The organism is Marinoscillum luteum (genome assembly GCF_044005705.1).
Classification (GTDB): Bacteria; Bacteroidota; Bacteroidia; order Cytophagales; family Cyclobacteriaceae; genus Marinoscillum; species Marinoscillum luteum.
Window position 1 is genome coordinate 180822 of sequence record NZ_JBIPKE010000016.1, and the last position, 26019, is coordinate 206840.

A 26019-nucleotide genomic window follows, 5' to 3' on the forward strand; every position below is an offset into this window, starting at 1 on the left:
TGGTTTAAAGTTTGGACTGAATGACGTTCCTCAGTTCAGTCAAATCTATTCCCGTTACTTTTTTGTAGTGACCAGTGATGGCAGCTAGTTTTTCAGCAATAAATTCCTTGCCCGTGTTTTGGGCTTCGCACTCAGCCGTGCCACAATCTTCTTCCAGTGTAATGAAGTGCGCATCAAATTCCGGGTCGAACAGGTAAAATGCCACCGTTTCTGCAAAGTCTTCATTGGGTGAGCTGGTGGCGTAGGGTGACACAAAGCCCCTGATCAGCGCTTCATCATCGGTGAGATTATACCAGGAACCCGCACTGGTATAACCAGCCGTGGTGATGGTCTCAAAAGAGGCAGGAAGCTTGTAGCGCTGATGTACCGTATGAGCAAACTCGTGATAGACTGTTTGGAGTTGCAGCTCGCGCCAGTCCAGGTCTTCAGGGTCTATGGCGTTCACATTGGTGAAGGTGATTCTGGACCCTGCGTCGGCAGACCCCAGTGTGACAGTGCCATCCGGATTATAGATAAATCCACCCAGGAAAATAATTTCCGGCGGCACATGGCCACGGAAAAAGACCTCACCATTGGTGACTTCCAGGTAGGGGTCGATCCAGTATTTTTCAATAAAATCCAGCATGGGGCGAACCACTTCCAGTCTGGGAGGAGTGACCCGCTCCCCTGTGGCCACATACCGATCCACATACCGGTAGCGGATGGCCATATCATACTCTTCTGTAAAGTGCTCTTCTATGTATTCATCCAGCTCGGTGAGGGTTACATCATTGTCCTTCTCCGGGATGTTCAGGCTTTCGTCGGGATAGCATCCAGACAGGCTTGCGACCAGCGCAATCAGTAGCCATCGCTTCGATATGTTCCGCCCTTTCCTCATCTTTCGTTGGGTTCAAGCCCACCCACCTCAATGGCAGATTGTGGGATTTGTAAAACTCTTCTTAGGTCATCACCGCTGAGCGAGATGGTGGAGCCATCGGACAACTCATGAGTCACGGAGATACCGTATCGTTTGATGTCAAACCAGCGAAGACCTTGAATGATAAACTCCTTTCGTCGTTCGAAAAGGATATAGTTAAGTAATATCAACTGATCTGTAAATGTGGGATCATTATTGGCCCCAAAGAATGCCCGCAGGTTCTCAAAAGTGAGGGTGGTGTTGCCACCGCTGTATCGCCGGGCCACAAACACGTTGAGATCTGCCAATGCTCCGTTGAGGTCATTTTGAATGGTATACGCCTCTGCCCGGTTCAATAGGACTTCCTCTCCGCTAAAGGAAATGGCGATGTGGTAGGGCAGGCCCACATTGGAGTTGAGACTGCTGCGCTCAAAAAGATTTTGAAACCTCACCGGTAACAGTGCATTGTCACCTTTCACAAAGGCGGGGTTTTCACGCTCGTCGGTTGTGCCCGGAAAAGGGGAAGCCGCAAAGAGGTCCGAATAAAAATCCGAAAGAGGCCCATGAGCGAAATCGGGTCGCTGGACCAACGAGATTTTGCGCATGAGTAAAAAATTTCCGGGGAGATCTGGAGAAGTGTAGAGCTGTGGATACCCCGTAATGGAAGACTTGGCATTCTGAAACTCTTCAGAGGTGAGATCACGGATAAAGCTGCCGGGATTGGCACCCAAAAGCTCCGTACTGTACTGAATGCAGCGGGTCACATCTCCTTTATACAGGTAGAAACGAGAGGCGAAGGCCAGTGCCGCATTGGTATTGAAATGGTATTTCCCCGAATTGCCAAAATAACTGTCATTAACTTTTTCCAATCCATCCAGCAGGTCATCCTCTACTTCATTGTATACTTTTTTTACGGACTCACGCTCATAGGTTTCTATAAAGACCGTTTCAGGCGTTTTTACATAAGGCACACCATCACCGGAAGATTCCACGGTATAATGCTCTCCAAATAAGTTGACCAACATAAAGTGGCCATACGCTCTTGTAAGCTTGGCTTCAGCCTCTATAGCGTCTTTTCGTATTTCTTCTTCCTCTGAGGTTACCTCAAAACCATCCAGCACGGCCAGTACTTCATTGGCATGGGCGATGGCATTGTAGGTTTCATACCAAAAGAAATCTGGTGTGTCCTGCTCCGTAGGCCCACTGGTGATGTCTTCCCACTGGTAGGCCTGTTCCTGGCTCTGCCTGATGGTGACGCCTGTGGTAAAGCCCACATTATCGGTCATCCATTCGGTGAATGCCGGACTGGCCACGGAATAGGCATTGGTCAGGAGCTGGGCACTTTTGTCCAGAGAATTGAGGTTGACGCGATTGTCGGGTACTTCGTCCAGAAAGTCATCGCAGCCAAGGAGTCCCCCAATGAGGAGCCCTCCCATCAGCATTTTTTCGAGTCGGTATCGTCTTTGCTTTTTCATCAAAATCCTACGTTAAGTGAAAAAGTGATGGTTTTGGGCTGTGGTAGTGAAACCCCGCCACTGCTGAAAAACTCAGGGTCCTGACCTTTGAGTTTTTTATCTGAGTACAAAAGCGCAATGTTTTGCCCCTCAAGGCTCAGCGACGCACTGGATAGTCCCATGCGCCCGATAAGCGCCGGAGGGATGGCGTAGGAGAGGCGCACCGTCCTTAGGCGCAGGTAGTCTCCATTCGCTACACGCGCGGTACTTTTATTATATAGCTGATAAGCCAGCACCACATTACCATTGCTTTGGGCTACGCCCCGGTCCAGGATCACCGGATAGTCCGTCAGCTCCTCATCTCCGGGCACCGCCCAGCGATTGATCAACTCCGCCGGCAGGGCATCAAAGTCCGTATAGGTGGCAAAGAAGGCATCATTCAGGCGAATTTTATAATCAAATTTATAGGACAACAATACCATCAGTGAGAAGCCTTTGTACCCTAAGGTGTTGGTCAGACCTCCCGCCCCGCGAGGCTCTACGGGTCCTTCGTATTGGAGTGTGGAGGTCAGGCTCCCACGATCCTGGAGGTCGTATTGGTATACAATTTCATTGTTTTCATCGTAAAAGGTAGGCACCCCCTGTTCATTCAGTCCGGCAAACCGGGTCGAAAAGAGCCCTCTTCGTGGGCCTCCCAAAACGGCGGCACCATTCTGACCAATGGCATCAGCAATCCTGGGTCCAAAATCCAGCCGCGTGATCTTGTCTATGGTATAGCCCACGTTGAAGTTGGTGCGCCAGGTGAAGTCACGGCCTTGGAGGTTTTCGGTAGAAATGGAAGCTTCAAAGCCATCCGCATCCATGTCGGCAAAGTTTCCGGTCTTTAGCCCCTGGCCACCAATACCACTGGTTTGCACTGTACCGATAAGGTCGTAGGCGTTTCTTCTGTAGTAGTTAAAAGAACCGCTGACCCGGTTTTTCAAAACGGCAATGTCCATGCCCACATTGAGTTCTTTGAGTTTTTCCCAGGTGAGTTCAGTGTTGGTGAGGTCCTGAATGTAGAGGTATGGCTCCACATCAGTGGGTCGCACGGTCACGTCGGCCTGCAGGTTGAGCAGTGCGCTGGCATTCGGGGGCAGGTTACCGGAGATGCCATAGGTACCTCTTAGCTTGAGGTTGTCAATGAAAGGGATGTTGAAAAAAGACTCGTTGGTGACGTTCCAGGCGCCACTCACATTCCAGGTAGGTAGATAGCGTGCGGCCTTACTTTCGCCCAGCTGGTTGGAGCCGTCATAGCGCACGGTGAAGTTGGCAATATACCTTGATTTGTAGGCATATCCTCCGTTGACGAAAAGCCCCAGAAACCTGTCTTTTGATGAGGAAAGTCTGTAATAATCTATATTCTGCAGGTTGAAAAACTCAATAATATTAGGGTCTGTGATGACTATGCCACCACTCTCATAGATCACGCCCATGCCGGTGGTGCTGGATTCGGTTCGGTTCGAAAACCGAATTTCCTGCCCTGCAAGCACATTGATCTCATGAGCTTCTGCAAAAGTTCGGTTCCAATCGGCGCTGATTCGAGCATAAAAGTTTAACAGCTCACTTTGATCGAGGTAATTGAAACCACCCTGGGGGAGCACCACTACAGGATTGAGGCCCGGGTTGTCCGGGTCGCGGTAGAGGAGGTTATTGGCATCCTGGATAAACTGGGTGCCATTGGCTCTGTAGGCTTCTGCCTGGTTGGAGTTTTCATGAACCGTATGGTCACGTACGGTATTGGCGTACCGTGCTTGCAGCACCCCTTTGAAAGACAGGTTTTTACTTGGGTTGACTTCAAAATCCGTTTGTGCTGAAAAGTCTGATACTGTAATGTCAATATAGTTGAGCTCCAGTTCCTCCAGTATATTGAAGGGGGCATAGTTTCTTCTGAAATATTCCAGATTCCCGTCATCGTCATACGGACGAATGGATCGGGCGGTATTCAGCGCATAGCTGAACGGATTGATGTCAAAGTTTCTACTGAAGCGTCCAGTGATCGGGTCAAATTCACGGTTTCGGGTACCTGGCACCCGCTGATCCCGATAGCTGGCAGATAGCTTGAGTCCGAAAGTGAAGATGTCAGAAAGGAAATAAGTGTTTCGGGAGGAGGCGGTCACCCGTTGCACATTGTCGGCGATGGTCTGACCCTGGTCATTGAGGAAACTAATGGAGTAATAACTGTTGGATTTTTCGCTACCCGCAGTGAAACTCACGGAGTGCTGTTGCTGCAGGGCTGCTTCGCGGAAAAGTACTTCAAACCAGTCCGTATTGGCATTTTCGTAAGTATTCAGGAACTCTTCATTCAGGGTGCCTCCGGGGCCCCACTCAAGTTCATGATTGGCGATCTGGGTAAACATCTTGCCCATGGCGCCATAGTTCTGCGCTCTCACCGAGGTGGTGATATCCACCAGCCCTTTTTCATACAGCTCACGGTATACAGACATTTCCTGTGCCGAGTTCATCAGGTTAAACTGGTTGTAGGTGGGTCTTAACTTGAAGGAGTAATTACCGGAGTAGTTGACCCTCAGCTTCCCGCTTTTCCCCCTTTTGGTGGTGATCACAATGACCCCATTGGCAGCACGGGCACCGTAGATGGCGGTAGCTGAGGCGTCTTTCAGGATTTGGAAGGATTCTATGTCGTTCGGGTTGAGGTTGGCAATAGAGGAGCTGATGAGGGTATTGGCATTACCGGAGATAAAGTCATCCGTATTGACATTGGCCAGGTCTTCCAGGATCACCCCGTCGATGACGAAAAGAGGCTGATTGTTTCCATTGATGGAGGCATTGCCCCGAATCCTGATTTTTGGGCTGGTGCCAAAGGTCCCCGAGACATTGTCCACATTCACCCCAGCCACCTGCCCTTCCAAAGCCCGGCTCACATCCGTGAGCCCATTGACTTTGATGTCATCCATTTGCAGACTCTCAGAGGCTCCGGTGAAAAGTTTACGGTCTACCTCCTGAAATCCTGTGATGACCACCTCGCCCAATACAGCAGTGGCCTCTTTCAGCTGGATGGTGATTGGACGGCTACTTTTGACCAGGTATTCTTCGCTTTCCATACCGATCATACTGATCACGATGGTTTGCCCTTGCGCTACACTGAGCCGGAAAGCGCCATCAAGGTCGGTGACTGTGCCCGTAGTTTCCCCTTTGACCTGCACGGTAGCACCAATGAGGCCTTCGCCAGATTGATCCAGAATTTTCCCCGATAGGGCAATAGACTGAGCGCTTACCTGAACTGAAACAGCACTAAAAAGAACAGAAAGAATAAAAAGAAACCTCATTCATTTGGGTGGTTCAGTATTAGTCTCTCTCGAAAACGTATACCAAATCAAATGACACCACCCTGCTGATGGCATTGCTTACCGAATCCAGCTGCTGGTCGGTCAAGGTGTTCAGATAGTCGATGTATTTTTGAGTGACCGTATCAAAGTAGATATCCGGGATAAACGCACTCTGAGTTTCGAAGCTGAGCCAAAGGTCGTCTTCTTCGTTTTTTTCTATGGTCCAGTCCTGATTGTCGTTGTCTTCTGTTGATTCCAACTTGAGCTCATCATCATCTATCTCCCATGTGCCTGCATCGTTGATGTCTGGCCCGGTGACCCCTATTTCTAAACTATAGGTGCCATCCTTCTCCAGCACCAGGGTATAGTCATCATATACCACGCCATTGCCAAAGCTCAGCTCATCTATGTCATAGGCAAGGCCCTCATAGCCCTCAAACTCCGAAGGAAAATTGATAAAGAGATAACTATCAAGTGCCCATACTCCTACTTCATGAGGAGGAGCAGGCTCTTCCTTATCTTTACAGGAGACCACCAATAACAAGGCGATGAGGGCGAATAGTGGTAGATGATTTTTCATAGATTGGTCTTTATGTTTAAACTTAGGTTCGGTCACTTTATGAAAGCAATGCAAAATTTGAATTCCCTTACTGAATCTAAAAATAATCACTGGCAATGACTAATCACAAACTAAAGCTGATAACGACAGAAGATGGCTCACACAGTTTGCTCAGGGAAGACCTCAATGAAACCTATCATTCTTTCCATGGCGCCCGGTCAGAGTCGGCTTATGTGTTCATCGAACAGTGCCTTCGCTACTATGCGGAGCAGACCAAAAAAGGGCGGATACGCATCTTTGAAGTGGGTTTTGGAACGGGCCTGAATGCTTTTTTGGCTGCTGCTTTGGCAGAAGAAAATAAAGTGGCATTGGAGTTTCACTCGGTGGAGCCTTTCCCTGTGGTCAGGGAAATATTTGAGCAGTTAAATTTTGGACAAACTCCGGAGGAACAGCAACTGCTTCATAGATTGCATGAATCGCCATGGGAAAGTCCTCAGTCAATCACAAGCCATTTTTCATTGGTCAAGCATGAAACTACCCTTGAGGGTTTCTCTGCAGCCAGCGATTTTGACATGATTTTTTTTGATGCATTTGCTCCTTCCAAGCAGGCAGAGGTGTGGGAGCTGGCCAATCTAAAGAAATGCTTTGATCTGTTGCAGCCAGGAGGTATTCTCACTACCTACTGTGCCCAGGGTCAGTTTAAGCGCAACCTGGCAGCGGCCGGTTTTGAGGTGCAAACCCTCAAGGGAGCGATGGGAAAGAAGGAAATGGTGAGAGGGGTGAGAAACTAGAAAGTAAACTTAAGCTTCAATAAGGGAGAGTCGATAGAACCGATAGTATCTCCAATGAGTTCATAGTTGGACTTATTAAAGGAATACCCCAAAGTGTGTTTGTTTTCAGGATCCACGACCCAATACTCTTTTACCCCGAAGCTTTCATAAAGGTCTTTTTTTCGAATCAGGTCATGATCCCTATTGCCAGGAGAGAGTACTTCGATCAACATATCAGGAACCCCATGAATGTGTCCTGATTCGTTGACGATGGAAAGGTTATGGTTAAGAATGACTGTAATGTCTGGTTGGACGGCATTATTTTTTTCATCGAGATAGACATCCAATGGAGCGATCAGCACCATTCCGGTTTTGGTTTCTCTAAAGTGCGACATTAATTCATAGTTAATGTCATTCAGGACTACTTGATGTCCGGAGGTAGGCGAAGGGGACATATAGAGGGCATTGTTAATTAATTCGGCCAAAGTCCCCTCAGGGAGGCTTTGATAAACCTCCATGACTGTTTTTGGTGGACGCTCTAACGTATTCCGCATTTATTGAGACTTTACTTAAAGATACAAATTAATGGATATTAATGTTTCTTAATAGAGGGTCAGGCGGCAGCGTTTTTCCTGACTTCCAAATGGTTGACCCCTCTTTTCTCCGAAAGGATCCAATAAAAAAGGAACCCCGTAGCCAGAGCAAAAACACCGGCGATCAGCCACCAGTTTTGAAACCCGAGGGCATCGACCAGGTTAGTGCCAATGAGCGGAGCGAGGACAAAAGCACTGGCAAAGGCCACGGAATATAGGCCCATGTAGGCTCCTCTGTTGCGCTTTCCACTTCTTTGTACGGTGTAGGTAGCCATGAAGGGCATGGCAAAGATCTCCGCAAAGCTGATAAAGATACAAGCCAGATAAAGTGCCGCTTTGGATTCCATGCCGAAGAGCGCCAAAAATGCCAGGGCCATCAGGAAGCAACCAAAGGCAATAAGCCGTCGGATGGGGAAGCGATCCCCAATTTTATAAACCAATACCATCTCGAAAAGAAAGACAATGAGTCCATTCAACCCAAGTAAAAGGCCTATTTCCTGCTCTGGAAGCTGATATACCTGACGGTGATAGATCGGCCAGGTGCTGAATAACTGAAAAAACATGGTGGAAAAACAAATCACCAGAAGGATGAATCCAAGAAAGAGTCCATCACTCCAGACACTCTTGTCTGGAATCAATGCGGTGTTGGTATCTGGCAGGGGTTCTTTTTCTTTCCCCTGTTTCCCATAGAAATAAAGAAAGAAGATCAGACCGGCACCTGCGCAGGTGATCGCATCAGCAATGAAAAGCCACTGATAAGAGACGGCAGCCAGGAGCCCACCCAGGGCAGGCCCAAAGGAAAAACCCAGGTTGATGGCCATCCGGTTCAGACTAAAGGCTCGGGTCACGTTCTTAGGCTTGGCGTAATAAGACACGGCAATCTGATTGGCAGGTCGGAGCATTTCAGAGACGAGGCTGACAAAAAAGATAAAGCCCGCAAGTGGATAAAAGCTTGTGACCTGCGAAAGCGCCAAAAACATCAATCCACCACCCAGCAGGCTGATGAGCTGTACTTTGAAGGGTCCGATTTTATCCGTGAGCCAGCCACCGAGAAAAGACCCACCGATGGCACCCAGGCCAAACATACTCATGATCCAGCCGGTTTCTACCAGAGAGAAGCCCAGAGAACTGGTGAGGTAAACGCTCAGAAACGGGATCACCATGGTTCCGCTTCTATTGATGAGAATCACCAACGCGAGCATCCATGCGGCTGGAGACAGCCCCCCAAATGCGTTCTTATAGAGGGTAATTACAGATTTCATCAGTCAGGCACCCGATCTACGATGTTTTCATCAGACATGACCACTTCCAGGGAAGAAACGCCTGCCACAGAGAAGAAACCAACCACAGAAACGTCATCGCTCGTGGGAACGATGTTGGTTGGGGAGTTGGCCAGAGGGTTGGCAAACAGCTGTGCAAAGCCAGGCTGTCGGACGGTTTCGTCCTGTACTCTGTAGAGGAAAAACCATGCGTCTATAGGAATGGCGTGTAGTTCTACCCGCAGTTTGTCACCCCGCTTGAATGGCGACACAGCCGGAGTTTCCGTAGGGAAGGGCGTAATGGCCGTACGGATGGGCTGTATGAAAATAAGGCTGTCTACCTCTCCGCCTGCTGAGAAGCCTGCGTCATAGGCGATATTGATCTGCTCGGGTTTGCCCAAATAGGTGTCGTTCACAAAAGACTTTACCCAGTAGGTATTGCCCGGACCTTCAAAATCTCTGGCCCAGAATTCAGCGTAGTAATAATCCTCTTCTATAAACGCATCTTTTTTGTTGTATTCGAAGGTGATGCTGTCCACAGAAGGTGCAGCATTCAGGGTGGAGAATGACTGGTACACCTGGCCATCTACTGAGATCTGAAGGCCGTAGGAATGCCCCACCTCACCGAAAACTTCGCCCGGTGCGGGTACCCATACATAGATACCGTCATCATCCTCGTCAGAGAAAACAAAAGATGCCAGCGTTTCAATGTCTACCACCATCACCTCTGCTGCCAGTGCAGGTTCCGGTGCCCCATTATCAAAATACGGCCGGGTGTAGTTCAATACGATTTGCTGCGTATCGCCCGTGTTGGTGAGCCACGCATCTACATTCAGGAAGGGAGTGGTGTCTTTCAGAGGAATATCCACTTCGTCATCACAAGAGGATATGCCAAGCGCTACAATGAGTATAAATAAAAGCTTTTTCATCCTGATTAAAATTTAAAATTGTAAGAAACCGCCGGAACGAATGTGCCTAAGATGGAGACCTGATTGGCCTGTGTGATGGCCTGCCCCGCCACGCTCAGGTCGTCTGTCTGGGCAAAGTAGATGGAGAAGGGGTTTCTCCGGGCGTACACGTTGTAGACTGTGAATACCCAGTGATCCTGTAGTTTTTTGGGCGAACCATCAGACTTGAGGGTTCGCATATACCAGGTGGCCGAGAGGTCCAGCCGGTGATAGTCAGGAATACGGCCATTGTTTCTGCCCAACACACCAGGGATGGTATAGCCCTGATTTTCGTATCGGTAAGAAGGGAGCGTATATGGAGTACCCGTGATATAGGTGAAATTAGCTGATACTGACCATTTTTCACTCCAGTCATAGTTGGCCGTTACTTTGACGTTATGCGTCTGATCAAACCGGGTAGGGTACCAGTCCCCTTCGTTGATTCCTTCTACTTTGAGCTCTGTTCGAGCCAGTGTATAGCTGACCCACCCATTGATTTTGCCGGAGTTTTTCTTCACAAAGAATTCCGCACCATATGCCCGGCCATCTCCTGACAGAAGATCTCCTTCGAGGAACCTATTGATCAATATTTCTGCTCCATCTATGTAGTCCACCTGATTTTGTGACTCTTTGTAGTAGACCTCCACAGACGTTTCCAGTTGATTGTTGAGGAAATTTTTGAAGACTCCCAGAGCCACCTGATCCGCCAGCTGTGGCTTGATGTTGTTGGTACTTGGCGTCCATACATCGGTAGGCAGCGAAGCAGTGGTGTTGGAGACCAGATGAATGTACTGACTCATCCTGTTGTAGCTACCCTTGATGGAGGTGGAAGGATTCACGCTGTATTTGAATGAGAAGCGAGGCTCCAGGTTAGAATAGAACTGAATCGTCTCCCAGTTGTCGGCTTGTTCAATACTCGAAACGGGTCTTCTTTCTCCTTTCACTTCGGCATCCTCATAGTAATAAATGGACCCGGCTCCCAGGTATTGAAATCCTGAAAGACGAACACCATACTGCAGGGACAGGCGATCATTTACCTTTTGGGTATTTCCCAGGTATATCGCTGTTTCAATACTTTTGCGCTCGTCAAGGCTGATATCACTCTCTTCACCATCACTTACCCCCAGTACTTCTGCTGGTTTGAAGCGATAAAGGATGGCTTCTGCCCCAAAGGAGAGCTCGTTGGAGGTGTTGATGAAATAAGAAAACTGCTCCTTAAAGTTGTAGGTAAGGATTCTTGACTTCCAGCTGAAAAGGTCATCTTTGGTTTCACCCACTTGAAAGGAATAGTCATAGTCGCTCAGAAAGAGCGTGGTGTTGGAGAAAATCCGATCATTGAACAGGTGATTCCAGCGTAAGCTGGCCGTTTTGTTCCCCCAGTCAAAGCCCTGGTTAGCATCAAATTTGAAAACATCCCGACCCAGATAACCCGAAAGGTAAATTCTGTCCTTGTCAGAGATGTAGTAATTGGTTTTTCCCGTCAGGTCATAAAAGCGAAGCCCTACACCGTCCAGGTCATTATTTTTTAAAAAAGGTTGCGCCAGTACATCGATGTAAGACCTGCGACCTGCCAGGATAAAGGAAGATTTGTTTTCGGCTATGGGGCCCTCTACCGCAAAGCGGCTGAAGATGGTACCAACTCCACCATTCACTTCATATTTTTTGATGTTTCCTTCTTTCATCCGCACATCCAGAATGGACGAAAGCCGGCCACCGTACTCTGCAGGGATTCCACCTTTATAGAGTTTTACATCCTTCACGGCATCCGGGTTGAACACCGAAAAGAAACCAAACATGTGTGAGGAATTGTAAACCGGCGCCTCATCCAGAAGGATAAGATTCTGACCTACACTTCCGCCCCGCACATTGAAGCCGGACGCTCCTTCGCCTACCGTAGTGACTCCCGGGAGGAGCTGCAAGCTTTTTACCACATCTACCTCACCCAGAAAGGCGGGTATTTTCTGGATGGTGGTGATGTCGAGCTCTGCGGTGCTCATCTCCATGCCGGACACATTTTCGTCCTCTGGCTTAGCGGTGACCACTACTTCCTCTAATTTTTGTTCTGTGGAAAGTAGCTCCACGTCTAATCGGACATTCTGATTTAAAGAAACGGTTTTTTGAATTGGCTGGTAGCCAACATACCGGTACTCCACGGAGTACTCTCCCGGAGGGATGGTAATGGAATAGAATCCATAGACGTTTGTGATATTGCCACTGCTGAGCTCGCGTATGAGTACGGTGGCACCGATGAGTGTTTCCCCATCCGACTGATCCTTTACATAGCCACTGATGGTGAATTTTTCCTGACCTGAGGCAGAGAAAAGTAGGACGCCGCTCAGGAGGGTGAGTATTAGTTTTTTCAAGGCAGATTGAGTTTTTTGACCTTGGTTAGAAACGGTTTGTTTGGAAACTTGTTCAAAAAAGGGGATGAAAATTTCCCGAAAAGGATCGTGAAATCTCCATGAAGGCCAGCGGGAAGCCCCAGGATGGGCATAGAGTGAGCTTTAATTTGGGCTCAGCGAATCTTGGTGCGCAGGTCATTCACGATCATGTCTGCATGCACCCGGGAGTTTTCTATAAACCATGCATTGGTTTTCAGCCCACCACAGATCACACCAGCCAGATAGACGTTTTCCACGTTGGTTTCCATGGTGTGCTCATCGTACTCGGGAGTCATATATTCATCTGAGCCAATGTTGATCCCCACCTTTTTCAGGAAAGTAAAGTCAGGCTGATATCCGGTCATGGCCAGAACAAAATCATTGGGCAGGGTGATGTCTCCTTCCGGAGTTCGCACATCGATGGATTTCTCCTCTATTCTTGTGATTTGAGACTCAAAATAGGCTTTGATGGACCCTTCATTAATTCGGTTCTCAATGTCGGGGCGCACCCAGTATTTTACGCGGGGGTTGATTTCTTTTTCACGCACCACCATGACCACTTCTTTGGCCCCTTTTCGAAAAGTTTCCAATGCTACGTCTACCGACGAATTGGCGGCTCCAACCACCGCGACCCGCATGTCGAAGTAGGGGTGTGGCTCGTCATAATAGTGTTTTACTTTGGGGAGCTCCTCGCCGGGAATGTTGAGCAAATAGGGTAAGTCGTAAAATCCTGTGGCGATGATGATGGCTCTGGCCGAGTAGCTCTGTTTGGAGGTGTTCACAACGAAAGTTTCATGGTCCTTTTTCACTTCCAGGACATTTTCATAGAGCCGGGTGTTGAGCTGACGCGAAGTGGCCACTCTTCGGTAATACTCCAGGGCTTCAGGACGTGTGGGCTTAGGGTTGTGAGAGATGAAGGGCACACGACCGATTTCCAACCGATCTGAGGTAGAAAAGAAGGTCATGTTGTGTGGATAGTTATAGATAGAGTTGACCAGGCACCCTTTATCTATAATGGTGTGACTCAATCCAGCGTCTTGCGCCGCTATCCCGCAGGCCAACCCAATAGGCCCGGCCCCTATGATCAATACATCCGTGTTTTCACTCATGGCATTTCAAAGTTTGTTGGGGGGTGATGCAGTAATCCAGGCGAATGTCGTGTGCTTCCGCAAAATCGAAGCGATCAAACAGTGGCCCCAAAGTAAGTCCAACCTTTAACACATCGGGTGCCATTTCTGTTAACAGGCGGTCATAATACCCTTTTCCGTACCCGATTCTGTTGCCCTGCTTGTCGGCGGCCAGCAATGGAATCAGTACCAGCTCTATCTTATCCAGGTGGGCGGGTGTACCACCTATGGGTGTGGGAATGCCAAATGGATCGTCTTCAAACAACAGGTCTCGGGTATAGACAAAATGACTCATTGTTTGCCGTGCAAAATCTGTAGCGGAGACCACTACCTCGGTTTTTGCTCTGGAGAGCAGTGCAATAAGCGGCCAGGTGTTGACCTCTTTATTACGGGTGATGGGCAGAAAGCTATGAACACAGCGAGCGCCTTTTTGAGAGATAAGCTCTGAGGCGGCCATGATCACCTCCATGTTTCTTTTGGAAAAAACCTCCGAAACCAGCAAGCGTCTGTTATGCAGTACGCCTCTTCTTATTTGTGCTTTCTCATTGGCCATTTATACATCGTGGAGTATATGAAAGCGGTAGGAGAACGCATCAAACTTCTCCAACAGCTCGGGAATGAATCCGGGATTGTTCAGATAAAAATTAAGAAAATTATCATGGCGCTCCTGTAGCCCGTTGCCGGGGAAGAGCTTCTCCTTGATGTTGTCTATCTGAGACATAGCCGTTTCGTTATTTTGCTCTTCGGCCTTTTTCAGCCGTTTGGCTATGTTTTCCAGGGTTTTGAATGTTTTGGCCCCTTCCGCCCCGATGAAGCCGGTGAGTGAACCATCTATTTCTTCGGCTTTGGATTTTATTCTGTTGAACACCATGTTCATCACCTTGCGCTCATCATTCAGTTCATAGCCGTTTTCCCCATGTTTTTGGAGATACATTTCTTTGAGTTTGTGAGCCGACTGAAACAGCTGTTTACCGGAGAGCTTCAGTTTCTGTACTTTTTTCTCGTTGGCCTTATTCACAATGAGACCGAACACACGCGGCATCAGTGCCGGGAAAAACACCTCGTGATGGTCGAAAAAGTCTTTGAGTTGTAGCCAATAGGCGATTTCCGCGGGGCCTCCCACATAGGCCAGGTTGGGTAAAATCACCTCCTGATACAAGGGACGCATGATTACATTAGGACTGAAATGCTCAGGGTGCTTTTCAATCAATTCGATCATTTCCGATTCAGAAAAGACTTTGTCTGTATTCAGGACTTTGAACTGCTCACCTTCACGCACGATTCGTTCCCGGAGTCCGTTTTCCATGTAGAAGAAGTTGATTTCACGGGAAAAGGCCTGGTTTTTATACCCGGCAGCATCCAGCCTTTGTGAGGTGGCATTCACCAGTTCATTGGAGGTGTTCTCAAACAATTCCTTTTTGATCACAGGCGCAAAAAGGTGTTTCAAATTTTTGTGATCTGCATCCACCACGATCAACCCCTGATCCCCAAAGAGTTCATTGACATAAAACCGTACAGCATCGGCCAGTCGGTCGTGATCCAGATAGGCCTTTTCGAAGAGCGGAACGGCCTCAGGCAAGGAGTCGATAAGTTCATTGAGAGAATGGGGCTTCATTTTACCCACCGGGCCCGTTTGTGGGGTGTCCCATTCGTATTTTTTGCCAAAGAGGTTGAAATGATTGATTTCCGCCAGGTCGTGATCTTCAGTGGCCATCCAGTACACGGGCACAAAATGATAATCCGGATAGGCTGCTTTTAGTTGCTTGCAGGCATTGATTACCGTCACAATCTTGTAAATGAAGTACAGCGGACCCGTGAAGATATTCAGCTGATGGCCTGTGGTGACGGTAAATGTTTTCTGGTTGGTGAGGCTGTGAATGTTGAACTCCACTGCCTCTGAGTGCGGAAGAGGTCCATACTGCTCTGCCAAAAGCGACACCAAAGTGGTGCGATGACTCATGGGCAGTTGCCTCTTTTCTATCAGTGATTGGAAGTTTGGGACAGTGGGGAAGGTGTCGTAAAAAGGCTTCAGGGCCTCTTTTTGCTGAATGTAATCAATAAAGATTGAGGAAAAACACTCCGTTTCTTCCAGATTGACTTGCTCTAATTTCATGCGTTAGTTTACCGGTTTTCCGTAGAGATCAAATGCGGTAGCTTTTTCGATGAGAATGTTGGCAAAATCACCAATTCTCAGATAATGCTCGCTGGCATCGATCAGCACTTCATTGTCTACTTCCGGGGAGTCATGCTCGGTGCGGCCGATAAACTGGCCACCTTCTTTTCTGTCGATAAGTACCCGGAGCGTTTTGCCCACTTTTTGACTATTGATCTCCTCAGAAATAGATTCTTGTAACTCCATAACGCGCTCGGCGCGTTCAAGTTTTACATTTTCTGGCACGTTGTCTTCCATGGAGTATGCATGGGTGTTGTCCTCGTGCGAATAAGGGAATATCCCCAGGCGCTCAAATCGTGATTTTTCAACAAAATCCAGCATATCCTCAAATTCTGCTTCGGTTTCTCCAGGGTGACCTGCTATTAATGTCGTCCGGATGGCAATACCCGGTACTTTTTCCCTAATGGTCTTGAGGAGCTGCTCAGTTTTCTCACGGGTGGTACCGCGTCGCATGATTTTGAGCATTTCGGTGCTGCCGTGTTGCAGTGGGATATCCAGGTATTTGCAGATGTTGCTTCGTCTGGCCATTACGTCCAGTACATCTTCCGGAAATCCGGTAGGGAACGCATAGTGAAGGCGGATCCACTCCAGACCTTCCACATCAGCGAGTTTGTCCAGTAGCTCGGCCAGGTTTCTTTTTTTGTAAATGTCCAGGCCATAATAAGTAGAGTCCTGCGCAATGAGGAGGATCTCTTTGGTGCCATTTTTCACCAGCGACTCAGCTTCCTTGATAATCTGCTCGATGGGTTTGGAAACGTGCTTGCCCCGCATGATGGGAATGGCGCAAAAGCTGCAGGGGCGATCACACCCCTCAGAAATTTTGAGGTAAGCATAGTGTCGGTCTGTGGTGGTGATTCGCTCACCAATGAGCTCGTGCTTATAGTCAGCATTGAATTTTTTCAGGAGAAGTGGTAGCTCCATGGTGCCAAACCAGGCATCTACCTCGGGAATTTCGTTTTGAAGGTCATCCCTGTAACGCTGAGAAAGACAGCCCGTCACATAGACCTTCTCCACCATCCCTTCTTCTTTGGCATCTACATAGCGCAGGATGGTGTCTATGGATTCCTGTTTGGCATTATCTATGAACCCACAGGTGTTGATGATCACGATGTTGGCGTCATCCTTCACCGACTCATGGGAGGCATTGATACTGTTGCCTTTCAGCTGAGTAAGCATCACCTCTGAATCCACCAGATTTTTGGAGCATCCCAATGTGACAATGTTTACCTTATCTTTCTTTAGTCCTTTAGTCTTCACGTCTCTTCCAAATAAAACTGCAAAGCTAATACAAAATGGCCCCCATAATAAGTTCATTACCTATTGGTTATTATAACTTTACGCGTTTCAAGAAAATATGAGGTCAGGAATTGTACTAATGTTGGGTGTTTGGCTGGTGATCAGTTGCCATGAGATCAAGGACTGTACGCTGGAGACAAGTACTGATTATGCTATAGTCAGGTTTTACAGGGCCGATACCACGGTCAAAACGGTGAAAGAAGTGGCTTTCAGCAAAATTTACGAGCCGGTTTCTGGTTATTATATCTCTAGCATGGAGGATACTGTGGTGGCCATCGGCCTTTTCTTGAACCCGGCGGATACCCGAGTGACCTACCTGTTTGAAACGGACTCCATCGATTATGAGCTGACGATGGAATACAAACCCCATTTGAGGATATACTATGATGAGTGCGATCCTGTTTATTCCTTCAGACTCGATACTGCCTACAGTCCCAATTTCGATTCTGTGGACATGGTCAATAATGTGTTAGACAAAGTGGTAGTCACCAATCTGGAAATTTATTTGTGATGGTAGAGAGACACAGAAGGAATGGTAGATGGCGCTTGGCGCCCACATTGAAATTGGTCGCTGTGATCCTTGGGTGCACTTTGTTTTCTGTTACCTCTCTGTTCGCACAGGGTCCGGCAGGGGGTCAGCGCCCGCAGCCTTCGGGTAAAACCCAGAAGACCAACAATCAGCTTCCTAAAGAGCCTCGCGATTTGAGGCCTTCCATGCTCAAGCTGAGTGTGGATGCCGTTCCCGTAGGGATCTCTCTTTTTGGTGCCAATAGAAGTGGCTCGGGTTATCAGGCACTCATCGATTTTGATCAATTTTTCTTCGCGGCAGAGTATGGCACCCAGAAGACCAGCAGAGGAGAGCGCTACCGCTACAAAAATGAAGGATCATATTTGAGTTTTGGTCCGGAGGTCAATTTTTTGAAAAACGATGCCAAAGGCAATTCACTCACCTTTGGTCTCAGATATGGCCAGGCGCAGTTTAGCGACCAACTTTCTTATTTTAAAACTGGTGGATTCTTTGGAGACCTACAGGTGGAAGATGCCAACCCGGACCTGAAAGCCCGATGGATGGAACTGACCGTAGGCCTCAATGCCAATGTCTGGAGCAACCTCTATTTGGGCTACACCATCCGGTATAAGGTGCTGAGGCAGGTCGATAATATTGGCACCATGGCACCCTATGATGTGCCGGGCTTTGGTTTGTATGAAGACAACACCGGCGTACAGTTTAATTTTTATGTGGGCTGGGCCATTCCTCTGAGAGAGAAGTATCCTGACGAGGCGGCGCTGGAAGATTAGAGAAAACGAATATCGTCCACCAGATCACCAAAATCCTTTTCGATCAGGCTTTTTACCCGCTCCTTATTGTTCACCATTTCCTGCTTGAGGGGCGCTGAAGAAAACTTCACAAACAAAATCCGCTCCTTTAAAAACAAGCTGGTAGTTCGGGAAGCAATGGGCTTACCCATGATGGTTTCCCAGGATTCTACAAGTAGTTTCTCCCGATAGCGCACATCCAGTTTCTCATGGGTGAGGAATTTCCTGAAGGCACTGGTAAATGTATGAGAGTTGTCTTTGGTCATCGAATAGCTCCGTTGGAAATGTCGTAAAATGAAATTCGGTCATCATGATCCTTGAAAAACGCCCGCGAGCGCTCCGCTCGCGCATCCGTCATGAAGATTTGTGAAAAACGTTCCGAATCAGTGAGCAAGGTAATCAAACGCTCTATCCTGTCATCGTCCAGTTTGTCAAAAATATCATCCAGGAGGAGCAGGGGCTCAAATCCTTTTTGAGCTTTCAGGTAATCGTATTCTGCCAGTTTCAGGGCAATGATAAATGACTTTTGCTGACCCTGAGAGCCAAATTTTTTGATGGGACGCTCATTCAATTTGAATGCATAATCATCCTTATGGGCACCTTTATTGGTTCGTTGCAGGATTATGTCTTTCTGCAAGCCCTTTTTATAACTCTCCTCAAAATGATCCTCAGTCACCTCAGACTTGTAGGTGATGTCAGGGATTTCTTCACCTTCGAAGATCAGTGCGTAATTCTCTGAAAAAAACGGAGAAAAATGCTCGATGAAAGCAGTTCGTTTTTCCACTATTGATCTAAAGATGGGCAGAAGCGCTTCGTCGTAGACATTGATGAGGTTGTGGTTGATTTTGAGATTGCCATCATTGCTTTTCAGAAAACTATTTCGCTGCTTGAGCAATCGCTGCATGTTCATGAGCAGCTCCAGGTATGCCCGATCGTGCTGGGAGATCACACTGTCAAAAAATTTTCTTCGTACCTCACTTCCTTCTTTGATGATCTCTGTGTCGTCTGGCAAAATGAGTACACTTGGCACATTCCCGATGTGCTCGCTGAGTTTTTCCATTTCCTTGCCATCTACTTTGAAGACCTTTTTCTTTCCTTGCTCAAAGTAGCAGTTGATCACCAGCGGTTTGTCCTGTAAGGTGAACTCACTATTGATGGCAAAGTATTTTTCTCCATGCGAAATATTCTGCTGGTCAATGCCATTGAGCGCACTGCGGGTCATAGAGAGGTAGTGTATGGCATCCAGCAGATTGGTTTTTCCCATCCCATTTTTACCCAAAATACAGTTAATTCCTGCGGAAAAGCTGATTTTCACCTCCTGGTAATTCTTAAATTGAGAGAGTTTGAGGCTATTGAGCTTCATACATTTTGCAGCAAGGCCTTTTTCGGTTAATTTCGCACAGCTTGAAGGGTACGGAAGGCACAAAACTAATCATATAGACAAACCTTAAGGGACATGGCAGCCAAATCAAAGTCAAAAAAGGAAGAATTCAGTAAGGAACAATACATGGAGTGGTTTGAGTCTATGCAGTTTATGCGAAGATTCGAAGAGAAGTCGGGCCAGTTATACGGGCAGCAAAAAATCCGTGGGTTCTGTCATTTATACATTGGTCAGGAGGCCTGTATGGCCGGAGCAGTGTCTGCTTTGCAAAAAGGGGACAAATACATCACCGCTTACAGAGACCATGCTCACCCCATTGCATTGGGAAGTGACCCCCGTACGATCATGGCTGAGCTTTATGGAAAAGCTACCGGTATTTCCAAAGGGAAGGGCGGTTCAATGCACATGTTTGACAAAGAGAATGGCTTTTTTGGAGGACACGGTATTGTAGGTGCTCAGGTTCCGCTAGGGGCAGGTATCGCTTTTGCTGAAAAATACAATGGTACAGATAACCTCTGCATGACCTTCATGGGAGATGGAGCTGTGCGTCAGGGAGCGTTTCACGAGGCGCTTAACATCGCCATGACCATGAAGCTTCCCGTGATTTTTGTGATAGAAAACAATGGCTACGCCATGGGGACTTCAGTACAAAGAACCTCCAACGTAACCGAACTCTATAAACTGGGCGAAGCCTACGATATGCCATCCAGTGCGGTGGACGCTATGTCTGTAGAAGCTGTGCACCACGCGGTAGCAGAGGCTGCAGAGCGGGCCAGAAAAGGAAATGGCCCAACGCTCCTCGAGTTTAGAACCTACCGATATAAAGGACACTCCATGTCTGATCCTGCCAAGTACCGAACCAAGGAAGAACTGGAGGAATACAAGAAGAAAGACCCGATCGAGCAAGTGCGGGACGTCATCCTCAAAAGGAAATATGCTACTGAAGCTGACCTGAAAGAGATCGATAACAACATCAAAGAAAGGGTGCAGGAATGCGTGGATTTTGCAGAAAACTCCGAATTTCCGGATCCATCTGAGGCTTATACCGATGTGTATGCTGAAGATAATTATCCATTTATAATGGATTAATACAAAAAGTATAAAAAAGTATATCTTTGCGTCCTTAAAATTTCGAATTGACTAATGGCTAAAACTAAAACCAAGAAGGAAGAGGGGATTGAATTCCTGGAAGATCCTGATGTACTGGCGAGCAAGGCTGAAGAATTTTTTAACAGCAAGAGGAATAAAACCCTTGTTTTTGGTGTAGGAGGAGTGTTGGCCGCTTTAGTGGCTGTATTTCTTATTTACAGGTTCTATATCACCAACCAAAATCTGGAAGCTCAGGAAGAAATGTTCCAGGCGGTTTATTATTTCGAAGCGGATAGCCTGGGCAAAGCGCTCAATGGGGATGGGATCAACTACGGTTTCCTTGACATCATCGAAGACTATTCGGGCACCGATGCTGCGAATCTTTCCAGCTTTTATGCCGGCGCTACCTATTTGAAAATGGGAGATTACTCTTCTGCGCTCCGATATCTTTCGGATTTCAGCAGTGGCGACTACCTGGTACAGGCCAGAGCGTATTCACTGATGGGTGATGCTCATATGGAGTTGGAAGATTATTCGTCTGCATCCTCCGCTTATCAGAAGGCCGCCAATTATAAATCAAACGAGCAGTATTCTCCGATATACCTGCAGAAAGCAGCTATCGCACAGGAAAACAATGGCGACTTTGCCGCTGCGGCTAAGTCTTATGGCAAGATTGTAGATGAGTTTCCTAATTCATCATTGGTGCAGGAAGCGAAGAAACAGAAGGCCAGATTACAGGGACTGGCTGCCAATTAATATTTTAGAATTTCAAAACATGAAATCTAAGGGATAAGGCAGCTAGCTTTATCCCTTTTTTTGCTTTATGGCTACAGCTTTAAAAAATCTCAGCGACAATAAAACTTCAGGGATGAGGGATATCTCCGGAGCGAAGTTTGGTATAGTGGTTTCGGAGTGGAATGAAGAGGTCACCGAGGCCCTCTATTCCGGAGCATTCGAAACCCTCATAGCACTGGGCGCTACCCGTGAGCACATAGAACGTATGAACGTGCCTGGCAGCTTCGAGCTCAGTCTGGGAGCTCAGTGGATGGCCAAAAGAAACGATATTGATGCAGTGATCACCCTTGGCTGTGTCATTCAAGGTGAAACCCGACACTTTGATTTTATCTGTCAGGCATGTGCCAATGGTATCACCGAAGTGGGCCTCAAATATGACAAGCCCGTGATCTTCGGTGTACTGACCACAGAAACCCAAAAACAAGCCATGGACCGTGCCGGAGGCCGACATGGCAATAAAGGAGATGAAGCCGCTGCCACAGCGGTGAAAATGTTGAGTGTTAAATAAATCAAGGTTTTAGGGATGAAAGTTTTAAAGTTTGGCGGGACCTCAGTAGGCTCCCCGGAGAGAATGCAAGAGGTTGCGGAGATCATCACAGGGATTTCTGGTAAGAAAATGGTGGTGTTGTCTGCGGTGTCCGGTACTACCAATATTCTGGTTTCCATAGGCGAGTTCTGTGCCAATGATCAACGCGAAGAAGCCATCGCCGTGGCTCAGGATCTGAGACAGAAGTATTATGATTTTGTAAGGAAGTTGTTTCCAAAGGAAGACTTTGCTTCCCAAAATACTGCTTTTGTAGACGAGATTTTTGACAACATTGAGCAACTGGCCCATCAAAAATATTCTGACCAGGTAGCGAAGATGTTAGTGGCCCAGGGAGAGATACTTTCCACAAGGTTTTTCACCGACTACCTCAAAATGACAGGTAAGCGTTGTGAGATGATCATGGCGCAGGATTTTATGACCCTGGACAAGGAAGCCGAACCGGATCTGAAAACCACCAAGGTCAAGTTGGATCACCTACTGGCAGGCCAAAAGGAAAACATCATCATCACACAGGGCTATATCGCCCGGAGTGCAGCCGGTGGAATAGACAACCTGAGAAGAGGTGGTAGTGATTATTCTGCAACCATTATCGGTGCCATTTTGGGTGCAGAAGAGGTCCAGATCTGGACGGATATCGACGGGATGCACAATAATGATCCCCGGATCATCAAGACCACTCATCCCATTGCCCGATTAAGTTTCGAGGAGGCCAGTGAGTTGGCTTATTTTGGTGCCAAAGTGCTGCATCCACATTGTATTGTCCCTGCTCAGATGCACGAGGTGCCAGTGCGAATTAAAAACACCATGGATCCGGCTGCTCATGGCACGCTGATCTCGGCGGAGCAGGAGCCAGAGGCTGTGAAGGCCATTGCCGCCAAGGACCACATCACGGCCATCAAAATCAAATCGAGCCGAATGGTGATGGCTTACGGTTTCCTGAAGAAAGTCTTCGAGGTTTTCGAAAAGTACAAGACACCGATAGACATGATCACTACTTCGGAGATAGCCGTGTCTCTCACCATTGATAATTCGGAATTTCTCAAAGAGATCAAAGCGGAGATTTCTAAATATGGTACCGTAGAGATTGATAAGAATCAGACGATCATCTGCATTGTAGGTGACCTCATTGCTGAACGCAAAGGGGTAGGCAGTGCCATTTTCAATGCATTGGATGAAGTGCCACTCAGAATGATCTCATACGGAGGAAGCCGAAATAATATTTCACTGCTGGTAGCTGAGGAGTATAAGAAAGAAGCACTAATCAAACTTCACGAAGCCTTGTTTTAAGGCTTCGGTGTTGTTTAGTTAGATCCATTCGAAGTAAAAGAATACCAACCATACGATTACCAGCAGAGGTACCAGGAACGGGATCGAAAAACGGAGAATGTATCCGAAAAACGAAGGCATTTTGATACCCACCTGCTCTGCGATGGATTTTACCATAAAATTGGGGCCATTGCCGATATAGGTCATGGCTCCAAAAAACACCGCCGCGATGGAAATCGCCTTGAGCTCCAGGATGGAGTTGGCATACGCACCCTGTGAATAGCCGATGACCTCAGACACTTTGTTGATACTGGCCCCATCAGCCGCCATACCAGCCGTCAGGAAGTTGACATAAGTAGGGGCATTATCCAAAAATCCGGAAAGTAAACCGGTGCCCCAATACAGCGTGTTATGCGTAATGAGCGCTGCGCCCTCCGGCGATTTAGCAAAATTGCCCACCAACTCCAGAGCAGGCATCATCGTGCCGAAAATCCCCACAAAGATAAAGGCAACCTCACGAATGGGTTCAAAGCTGAAATCATTACCGCTAAGTGCTTGCTTGTCCGCAAATCGGTAAGAGAGGTAAGCGGCGGCCAGCATGATGATCTCGCGAATGTAAGAAAACTTCTGACCTTCGTAATGAATGCCCGGCACCCAGGGAAACACATTCGGATCCAGAAAAACTGCCCCCACAACAACCGCCAGCCAGATGAAATTTCGGGATCCCCGAAGGCCAATCTTTCCTGTTGGTGTCGCTATTTCTTCCCCAAAGGAATAATCAGCTTTGTTTCCCTTATCCATAAAATAGAATACAATCAGCAAGAGGATAACCGCAAAAATCCAAGGTAAGAGGTTATGAGAGAGCGTCCAGAAAAAAGGAATCCCTTTCAAAAAACCAAGGAAAAGCGGAGGGTCACCAATTGGAGTAAGTGAACCACCAATATTGCTGATGACAAAGATGAAAAAGATGATGTGATAGGACTTGATTCTGTTTTTGTTCAGCCGAATGAAAGGACGGATCAAAAGCATGGAAGCACCCGTAGTACCGATGATGTTGGCAATGATGGCTCCAAAGGCCAGCAGCGCAACATTGGTAAGGGGAGCAGCCTTCTTATCCACAATGATCATGATGCCACCAGATGCCACAAAAAGCCCGGTGAGCAGCGCAATGAACTGTACATACTCAAACAGCGCATGCACAGGGCTATGGTGGTTACCCAGACCAAAAAGGTAATACGACACCACTAGCACAGCTAATGCCACTGCTACTTTGGGATAGTTTTTATGCCAGAAGTGCTCGTAAAACAGGGGTCCGGTAGCAATCATCAGCAACAATACCACGAAAGGAATCACACTCCAGCCTGCCGGTCCGTGATGAGCTTCTTCCGCATGGTCGCCACTGACCGTCTCGTCAGTGGCTTCACTGCTTACTTCTTGATGATCCTGGGAAAGATCGGATGCTGACGCCTCATATCCAATTATGCTTCCCGAAATGGCAAAAGCAAATAGGAAAAGTTTTAGATATTTATTCATTGAGGCGTTTGGGTCTTTTCTTCGTCCCTAAAATTATCATTTGCCAACTGAAAAGCAAGCGTGGGTTTAAATAAGTTGGGACAGTGCGATTTCAAATGCTGCTCTCCCAAGACCTGTTTTGCCCGGATTTTGCTGATAAACTTTATCCAAAGCAGTGGCAATTGTTTTGGAGATGTCAGTAAAGATTTCATCATCAGTTATTTTTTTATCGTTCTTTGGATCCATCAGGTAGGCAAAGGTTCTGGCCATACCACAGTTGGATATAAAATCCGTAATTAATGCTGCTCGCTCGTCTACATATTCTGCAATGGGTCCATAAAAGATGGCATCGTCTTTAAACGGCACATTTGCTCCGCATGCTACCACCTCCAAACCGTGTGAAATGAGTCCTTCCACCTGATCCTGAGTGACAAGTCTGGACGCAGCCGCCGGGATGAAAATTTCCCCGCCTATGTTCCAGATTTTTTCATTGCACTCAGCAAAAGAAAGCTGATCCTCAGCAATTAGTTTATTACCCTGGCGGTCGTAGAATAACTTCTTGATTTCTTCCAAACCAAGGCCGTTCTCATTGATGATACCGCCATCTCTGTCTATGATGCCCACAATTTTGGCACCATAATAAGATAGATACAACGCAGCAGTGGCGCCTACGTTGCCCCAGCCTTGTATGATTGCTTTCTTTTGGGTGATGTCTCCGCCCCAGAGTTGATAGTAATGACGCACGGATTCAGCTACTCCAAACCCGGTGATCATATCTGAAACGGTGTATTTTTTGTCTGAAGTAGGAATGTAGTTTTGATCTTCCAGAATTTTGGAAACCCCCTGTCTCAGGCGGCCGATCATATGAATTTTCTGAGGCTTAGGCGGGTTAAAGTGGCCGTTTACCACCCCCTCCTGCGGATGCCACAGGCCAAAGCCTTCGGTGATGGGGATAACCTCATGGATTTCATCCACATTAAGGTCACCACCAGTGCCATAGTAATTTTTAAGAAGTGGGTATACTGCTTTATACCACCTTTTCAGGACTTCATTTTTTCTGGGGTCATTGGGGTCAAAGTTGATGCCCGATTTGGCACCACCTATCTGCGGGCCTGAAACCGTAAACTTAATTTCCATGGTTTTAGCCAGCGACTCCACTTCGCGCTTATCCAGGCCTACCCGCATACGCGTGCCACCACCAGCGGCTCCACCTCTGAGGGAATTAATGACCGCCCAGCCTTCGGCTTCAGTTTCGGGGTCTGACCATTCGAAAACGATTTCGGGTTTCTTGTTTTCAAACTTCTTAAGTAGATCTTTCATTTTTGGGGTTTT

General features: G+C 47.5%; 23 protein-coding genes. 7 read left to right on the top strand and 16 right to left on the bottom strand.

Annotated features, from left to right (window positions below):
• Window positions 1-4: 4 nt before the first annotated feature.
• The 4 genes from ACHKAR_RS10685 to ACHKAR_RS10700 are packed head-to-tail and all read right to left on the bottom strand — an operon-like array spanning window position 5 to window position 6255.
• Window positions 5-877 (bottom strand): substrate import-associated zinc metallohydrolase lipoprotein, encoded by an 873-nt coding sequence (locus ACHKAR_RS10685; protein WP_395417419.1) that lies wholly within the window; start codon window positions 875-877, stop codon window positions 5-7.
• A complete protein-coding gene (locus ACHKAR_RS10690; RefSeq protein ID WP_395417420.1) occupies window positions 874-2370 on the bottom strand; it encodes a RagB/SusD family nutrient uptake outer membrane protein in 1497 nt (498 codons plus the stop codon). The genes ACHKAR_RS10685 and ACHKAR_RS10690 overlap by 4 nt, the downstream gene beginning before the upstream one ends.
• Complete coding sequence (locus ACHKAR_RS10695; protein WP_395417421.1) at window positions 2370-5675, bottom strand: SusC/RagA family TonB-linked outer membrane protein; 3306 nt, start codon at window positions 5673-5675, stop codon at window positions 2370-2372. Before ACHKAR_RS10695 ends, ACHKAR_RS10690 begins: the two co-directional genes overlap by 1 nt.
• 19 nt (window positions 5676-5694) lie before the next feature.
• Entirely contained in the window at window positions 5695-6255 is a 561-nt protein-coding gene (locus ACHKAR_RS10700; RefSeq protein WP_395417422.1) for a hypothetical protein, read from the bottom strand.
• A 95-nt stretch (window positions 6256-6350) separates the two neighbouring features.
• Between ACHKAR_RS10700 and mnmD the strand changes: the two genes are divergently transcribed.
• Complete coding sequence (gene mnmD / locus ACHKAR_RS10705; RefSeq protein WP_395417423.1) at window positions 6351-7025, top strand: tRNA (5-methylaminomethyl-2-thiouridine)(34)-methyltransferase MnmD; 675 nt, start codon at window positions 6351-6353, stop codon at window positions 7023-7025.
• On the opposite strand, the gene ACHKAR_RS10710 is transcribed toward mnmD, so the two are convergent.
• The 8 genes from ACHKAR_RS10710 to rimO all read right to left on the bottom strand — a co-directional run bounded on the left by ACHKAR_RS10710 (window position 7022) and on the right by rimO (window position 16741).
• Window positions 7022-7558: a Uma2 family endonuclease gene (locus ACHKAR_RS10710; RefSeq protein WP_395417424.1), complete on the bottom strand. Its 537-nt coding sequence runs from the start codon at window positions 7556-7558 to the stop codon at window positions 7022-7024. The genes mnmD and ACHKAR_RS10710 overlap by 4 nt on opposite strands.
• A 59-nt stretch (window positions 7559-7617) precedes the next feature.
• The gene (locus tag ACHKAR_RS10715) at window positions 7618-8859 is read right to left on the bottom strand and encodes an MFS transporter (RefSeq protein WP_395417425.1); all 1242 of its coding nucleotides are present in this window, start codon (window positions 8857-8859) and stop codon (window positions 7618-7620) included.
• The gene (locus ACHKAR_RS10720; protein ID WP_395417426.1) at window positions 8859-9785 is read right to left on the bottom strand and encodes a DUF4249 family protein; all 927 of its coding nucleotides are present in this window, start codon (window positions 9783-9785) and stop codon (window positions 8859-8861) included. The genes ACHKAR_RS10715 and ACHKAR_RS10720 overlap by 1 nt, the downstream gene beginning before the upstream one ends.
• Window positions 9786-9790: 5 nt before the next feature.
• Entirely contained in the window at window positions 9791-12166 is a 2376-nt protein-coding gene (locus ACHKAR_RS10725; protein ID WP_395417427.1) for a TonB-dependent receptor, read from the bottom strand.
• A gap of 152 nt (window positions 12167-12318) precedes the next feature.
• On the bottom strand, window positions 12319-13293 hold the full coding sequence (locus ACHKAR_RS10730; RefSeq protein ID WP_395417428.1) for a YpdA family putative bacillithiol disulfide reductase: 975 nt from the start codon (window positions 13291-13293) through the stop codon (window positions 12319-12321).
• Complete coding sequence (locus ACHKAR_RS10735; RefSeq protein WP_395417429.1) at window positions 13286-13864, bottom strand: 5-formyltetrahydrofolate cyclo-ligase; 579 nt, start codon at window positions 13862-13864, stop codon at window positions 13286-13288. Before ACHKAR_RS10735 ends, ACHKAR_RS10730 begins: the two co-directional genes overlap by 8 nt.
• Window positions 13865-15424 (bottom strand): bacillithiol biosynthesis cysteine-adding enzyme BshC, encoded by a 1560-nt coding sequence (gene bshC, locus ACHKAR_RS10740; RefSeq protein WP_395417430.1) that lies wholly within the window; start codon window positions 15422-15424, stop codon window positions 13865-13867.
• Window positions 15425-15427: 3 nt separating this feature from the next.
• On the bottom strand, window positions 15428-16741 hold the full coding sequence (gene rimO / locus ACHKAR_RS10745; protein WP_395417469.1) for a 30S ribosomal protein S12 methylthiotransferase RimO: 1314 nt from the start codon (window positions 16739-16741) through the stop codon (window positions 15428-15430).
• Between the two features lie 97 nt (window positions 16742-16838).
• Here rimO and ACHKAR_RS10750 point away from each other — a divergent pair, with 97 nt between their 5' ends.
• Window positions 16839-17291 (top strand): hypothetical protein, encoded by a 453-nt coding sequence (locus ACHKAR_RS10750; protein WP_395417431.1) that lies wholly within the window; start codon window positions 16839-16841, stop codon window positions 17289-17291.
• Window positions 17291-18079, top strand: a complete 789-nt coding sequence (locus ACHKAR_RS10755) for a DUF6048 family protein (RefSeq protein WP_395417432.1) — start codon at window positions 17291-17293, stop codon at window positions 18077-18079. Before ACHKAR_RS10750 ends, ACHKAR_RS10755 begins: the two co-directional genes overlap by 1 nt.
• Here the strand turns inward: ACHKAR_RS10755 and ACHKAR_RS10760 are convergent.
• Together ACHKAR_RS10760 and recF are read right to left on the bottom strand one after the other, a co-directional pair.
• On the bottom strand, window positions 18076-18363 hold the full coding sequence (locus ACHKAR_RS10760) for a DUF721 domain-containing protein (RefSeq protein WP_395417433.1): 288 nt from the start codon (window positions 18361-18363) through the stop codon (window positions 18076-18078). The genes ACHKAR_RS10755 and ACHKAR_RS10760 overlap by 4 nt on opposite strands.
• Entirely contained in the window at window positions 18360-19460 is a 1101-nt protein-coding gene (gene recF / locus ACHKAR_RS10765) for a DNA replication/repair protein RecF (protein ID WP_395417434.1), read from the bottom strand. Before recF ends, ACHKAR_RS10760 begins: the two co-directional genes overlap by 4 nt.
• 93 nt (window positions 19461-19553) lie before the next feature.
• Between recF and pdhA the strand changes: the two genes are divergently transcribed.
• From pdhA to ACHKAR_RS10785, 4 genes are all read left to right on the top strand, one after another.
• Entirely contained in the window at window positions 19554-20567 is a 1014-nt protein-coding gene (gene pdhA, locus ACHKAR_RS10770; RefSeq protein ID WP_159582574.1) for a pyruvate dehydrogenase (acetyl-transferring) E1 component subunit alpha, read from the top strand.
• Window positions 20568-20621: 54 nt separating this feature from the next.
• On the top strand, window positions 20622-21323 hold the full coding sequence (locus tag ACHKAR_RS10775; RefSeq protein WP_159582575.1) for a tetratricopeptide repeat protein: 702 nt from the start codon (window positions 20622-20624) through the stop codon (window positions 21321-21323).
• 67 nt (window positions 21324-21390) lie between these two features.
• The gene (gene ribH / locus ACHKAR_RS10780) at window positions 21391-21870 is read left to right on the top strand and encodes a 6,7-dimethyl-8-ribityllumazine synthase (RefSeq protein WP_395417435.1); all 480 of its coding nucleotides are present in this window, start codon (window positions 21391-21393) and stop codon (window positions 21868-21870) included.
• Between the two features lie 15 nt (window positions 21871-21885).
• Window positions 21886-23196: an aspartate kinase gene (locus ACHKAR_RS10785; protein ID WP_395417436.1), complete on the top strand. Its 1311-nt coding sequence runs from the start codon at window positions 21886-21888 to the stop codon at window positions 23194-23196.
• Window positions 23197-23214: 18 nt separating this feature from the next.
• Here the strand turns inward: ACHKAR_RS10785 and ACHKAR_RS10790 are convergent, their stop codons facing one another.
• Together ACHKAR_RS10790 and ACHKAR_RS10795 are read right to left on the bottom strand one after the other, a co-directional pair.
• Window positions 23215-24708 (bottom strand): sodium:proton antiporter, encoded by a 1494-nt coding sequence (locus ACHKAR_RS10790; RefSeq protein ID WP_395417437.1) that lies wholly within the window; start codon window positions 24706-24708, stop codon window positions 23215-23217.
• Window positions 24709-24774: 66 nt separating this feature from the next.
• A complete protein-coding gene (locus ACHKAR_RS10795) occupies window positions 24775-26007 on the bottom strand; it encodes a Glu/Leu/Phe/Val dehydrogenase dimerization domain-containing protein (protein WP_159582579.1) in 1233 nt (410 codons plus the stop codon).
• Window positions 26008-26019 lie beyond the last annotated feature (12 nt).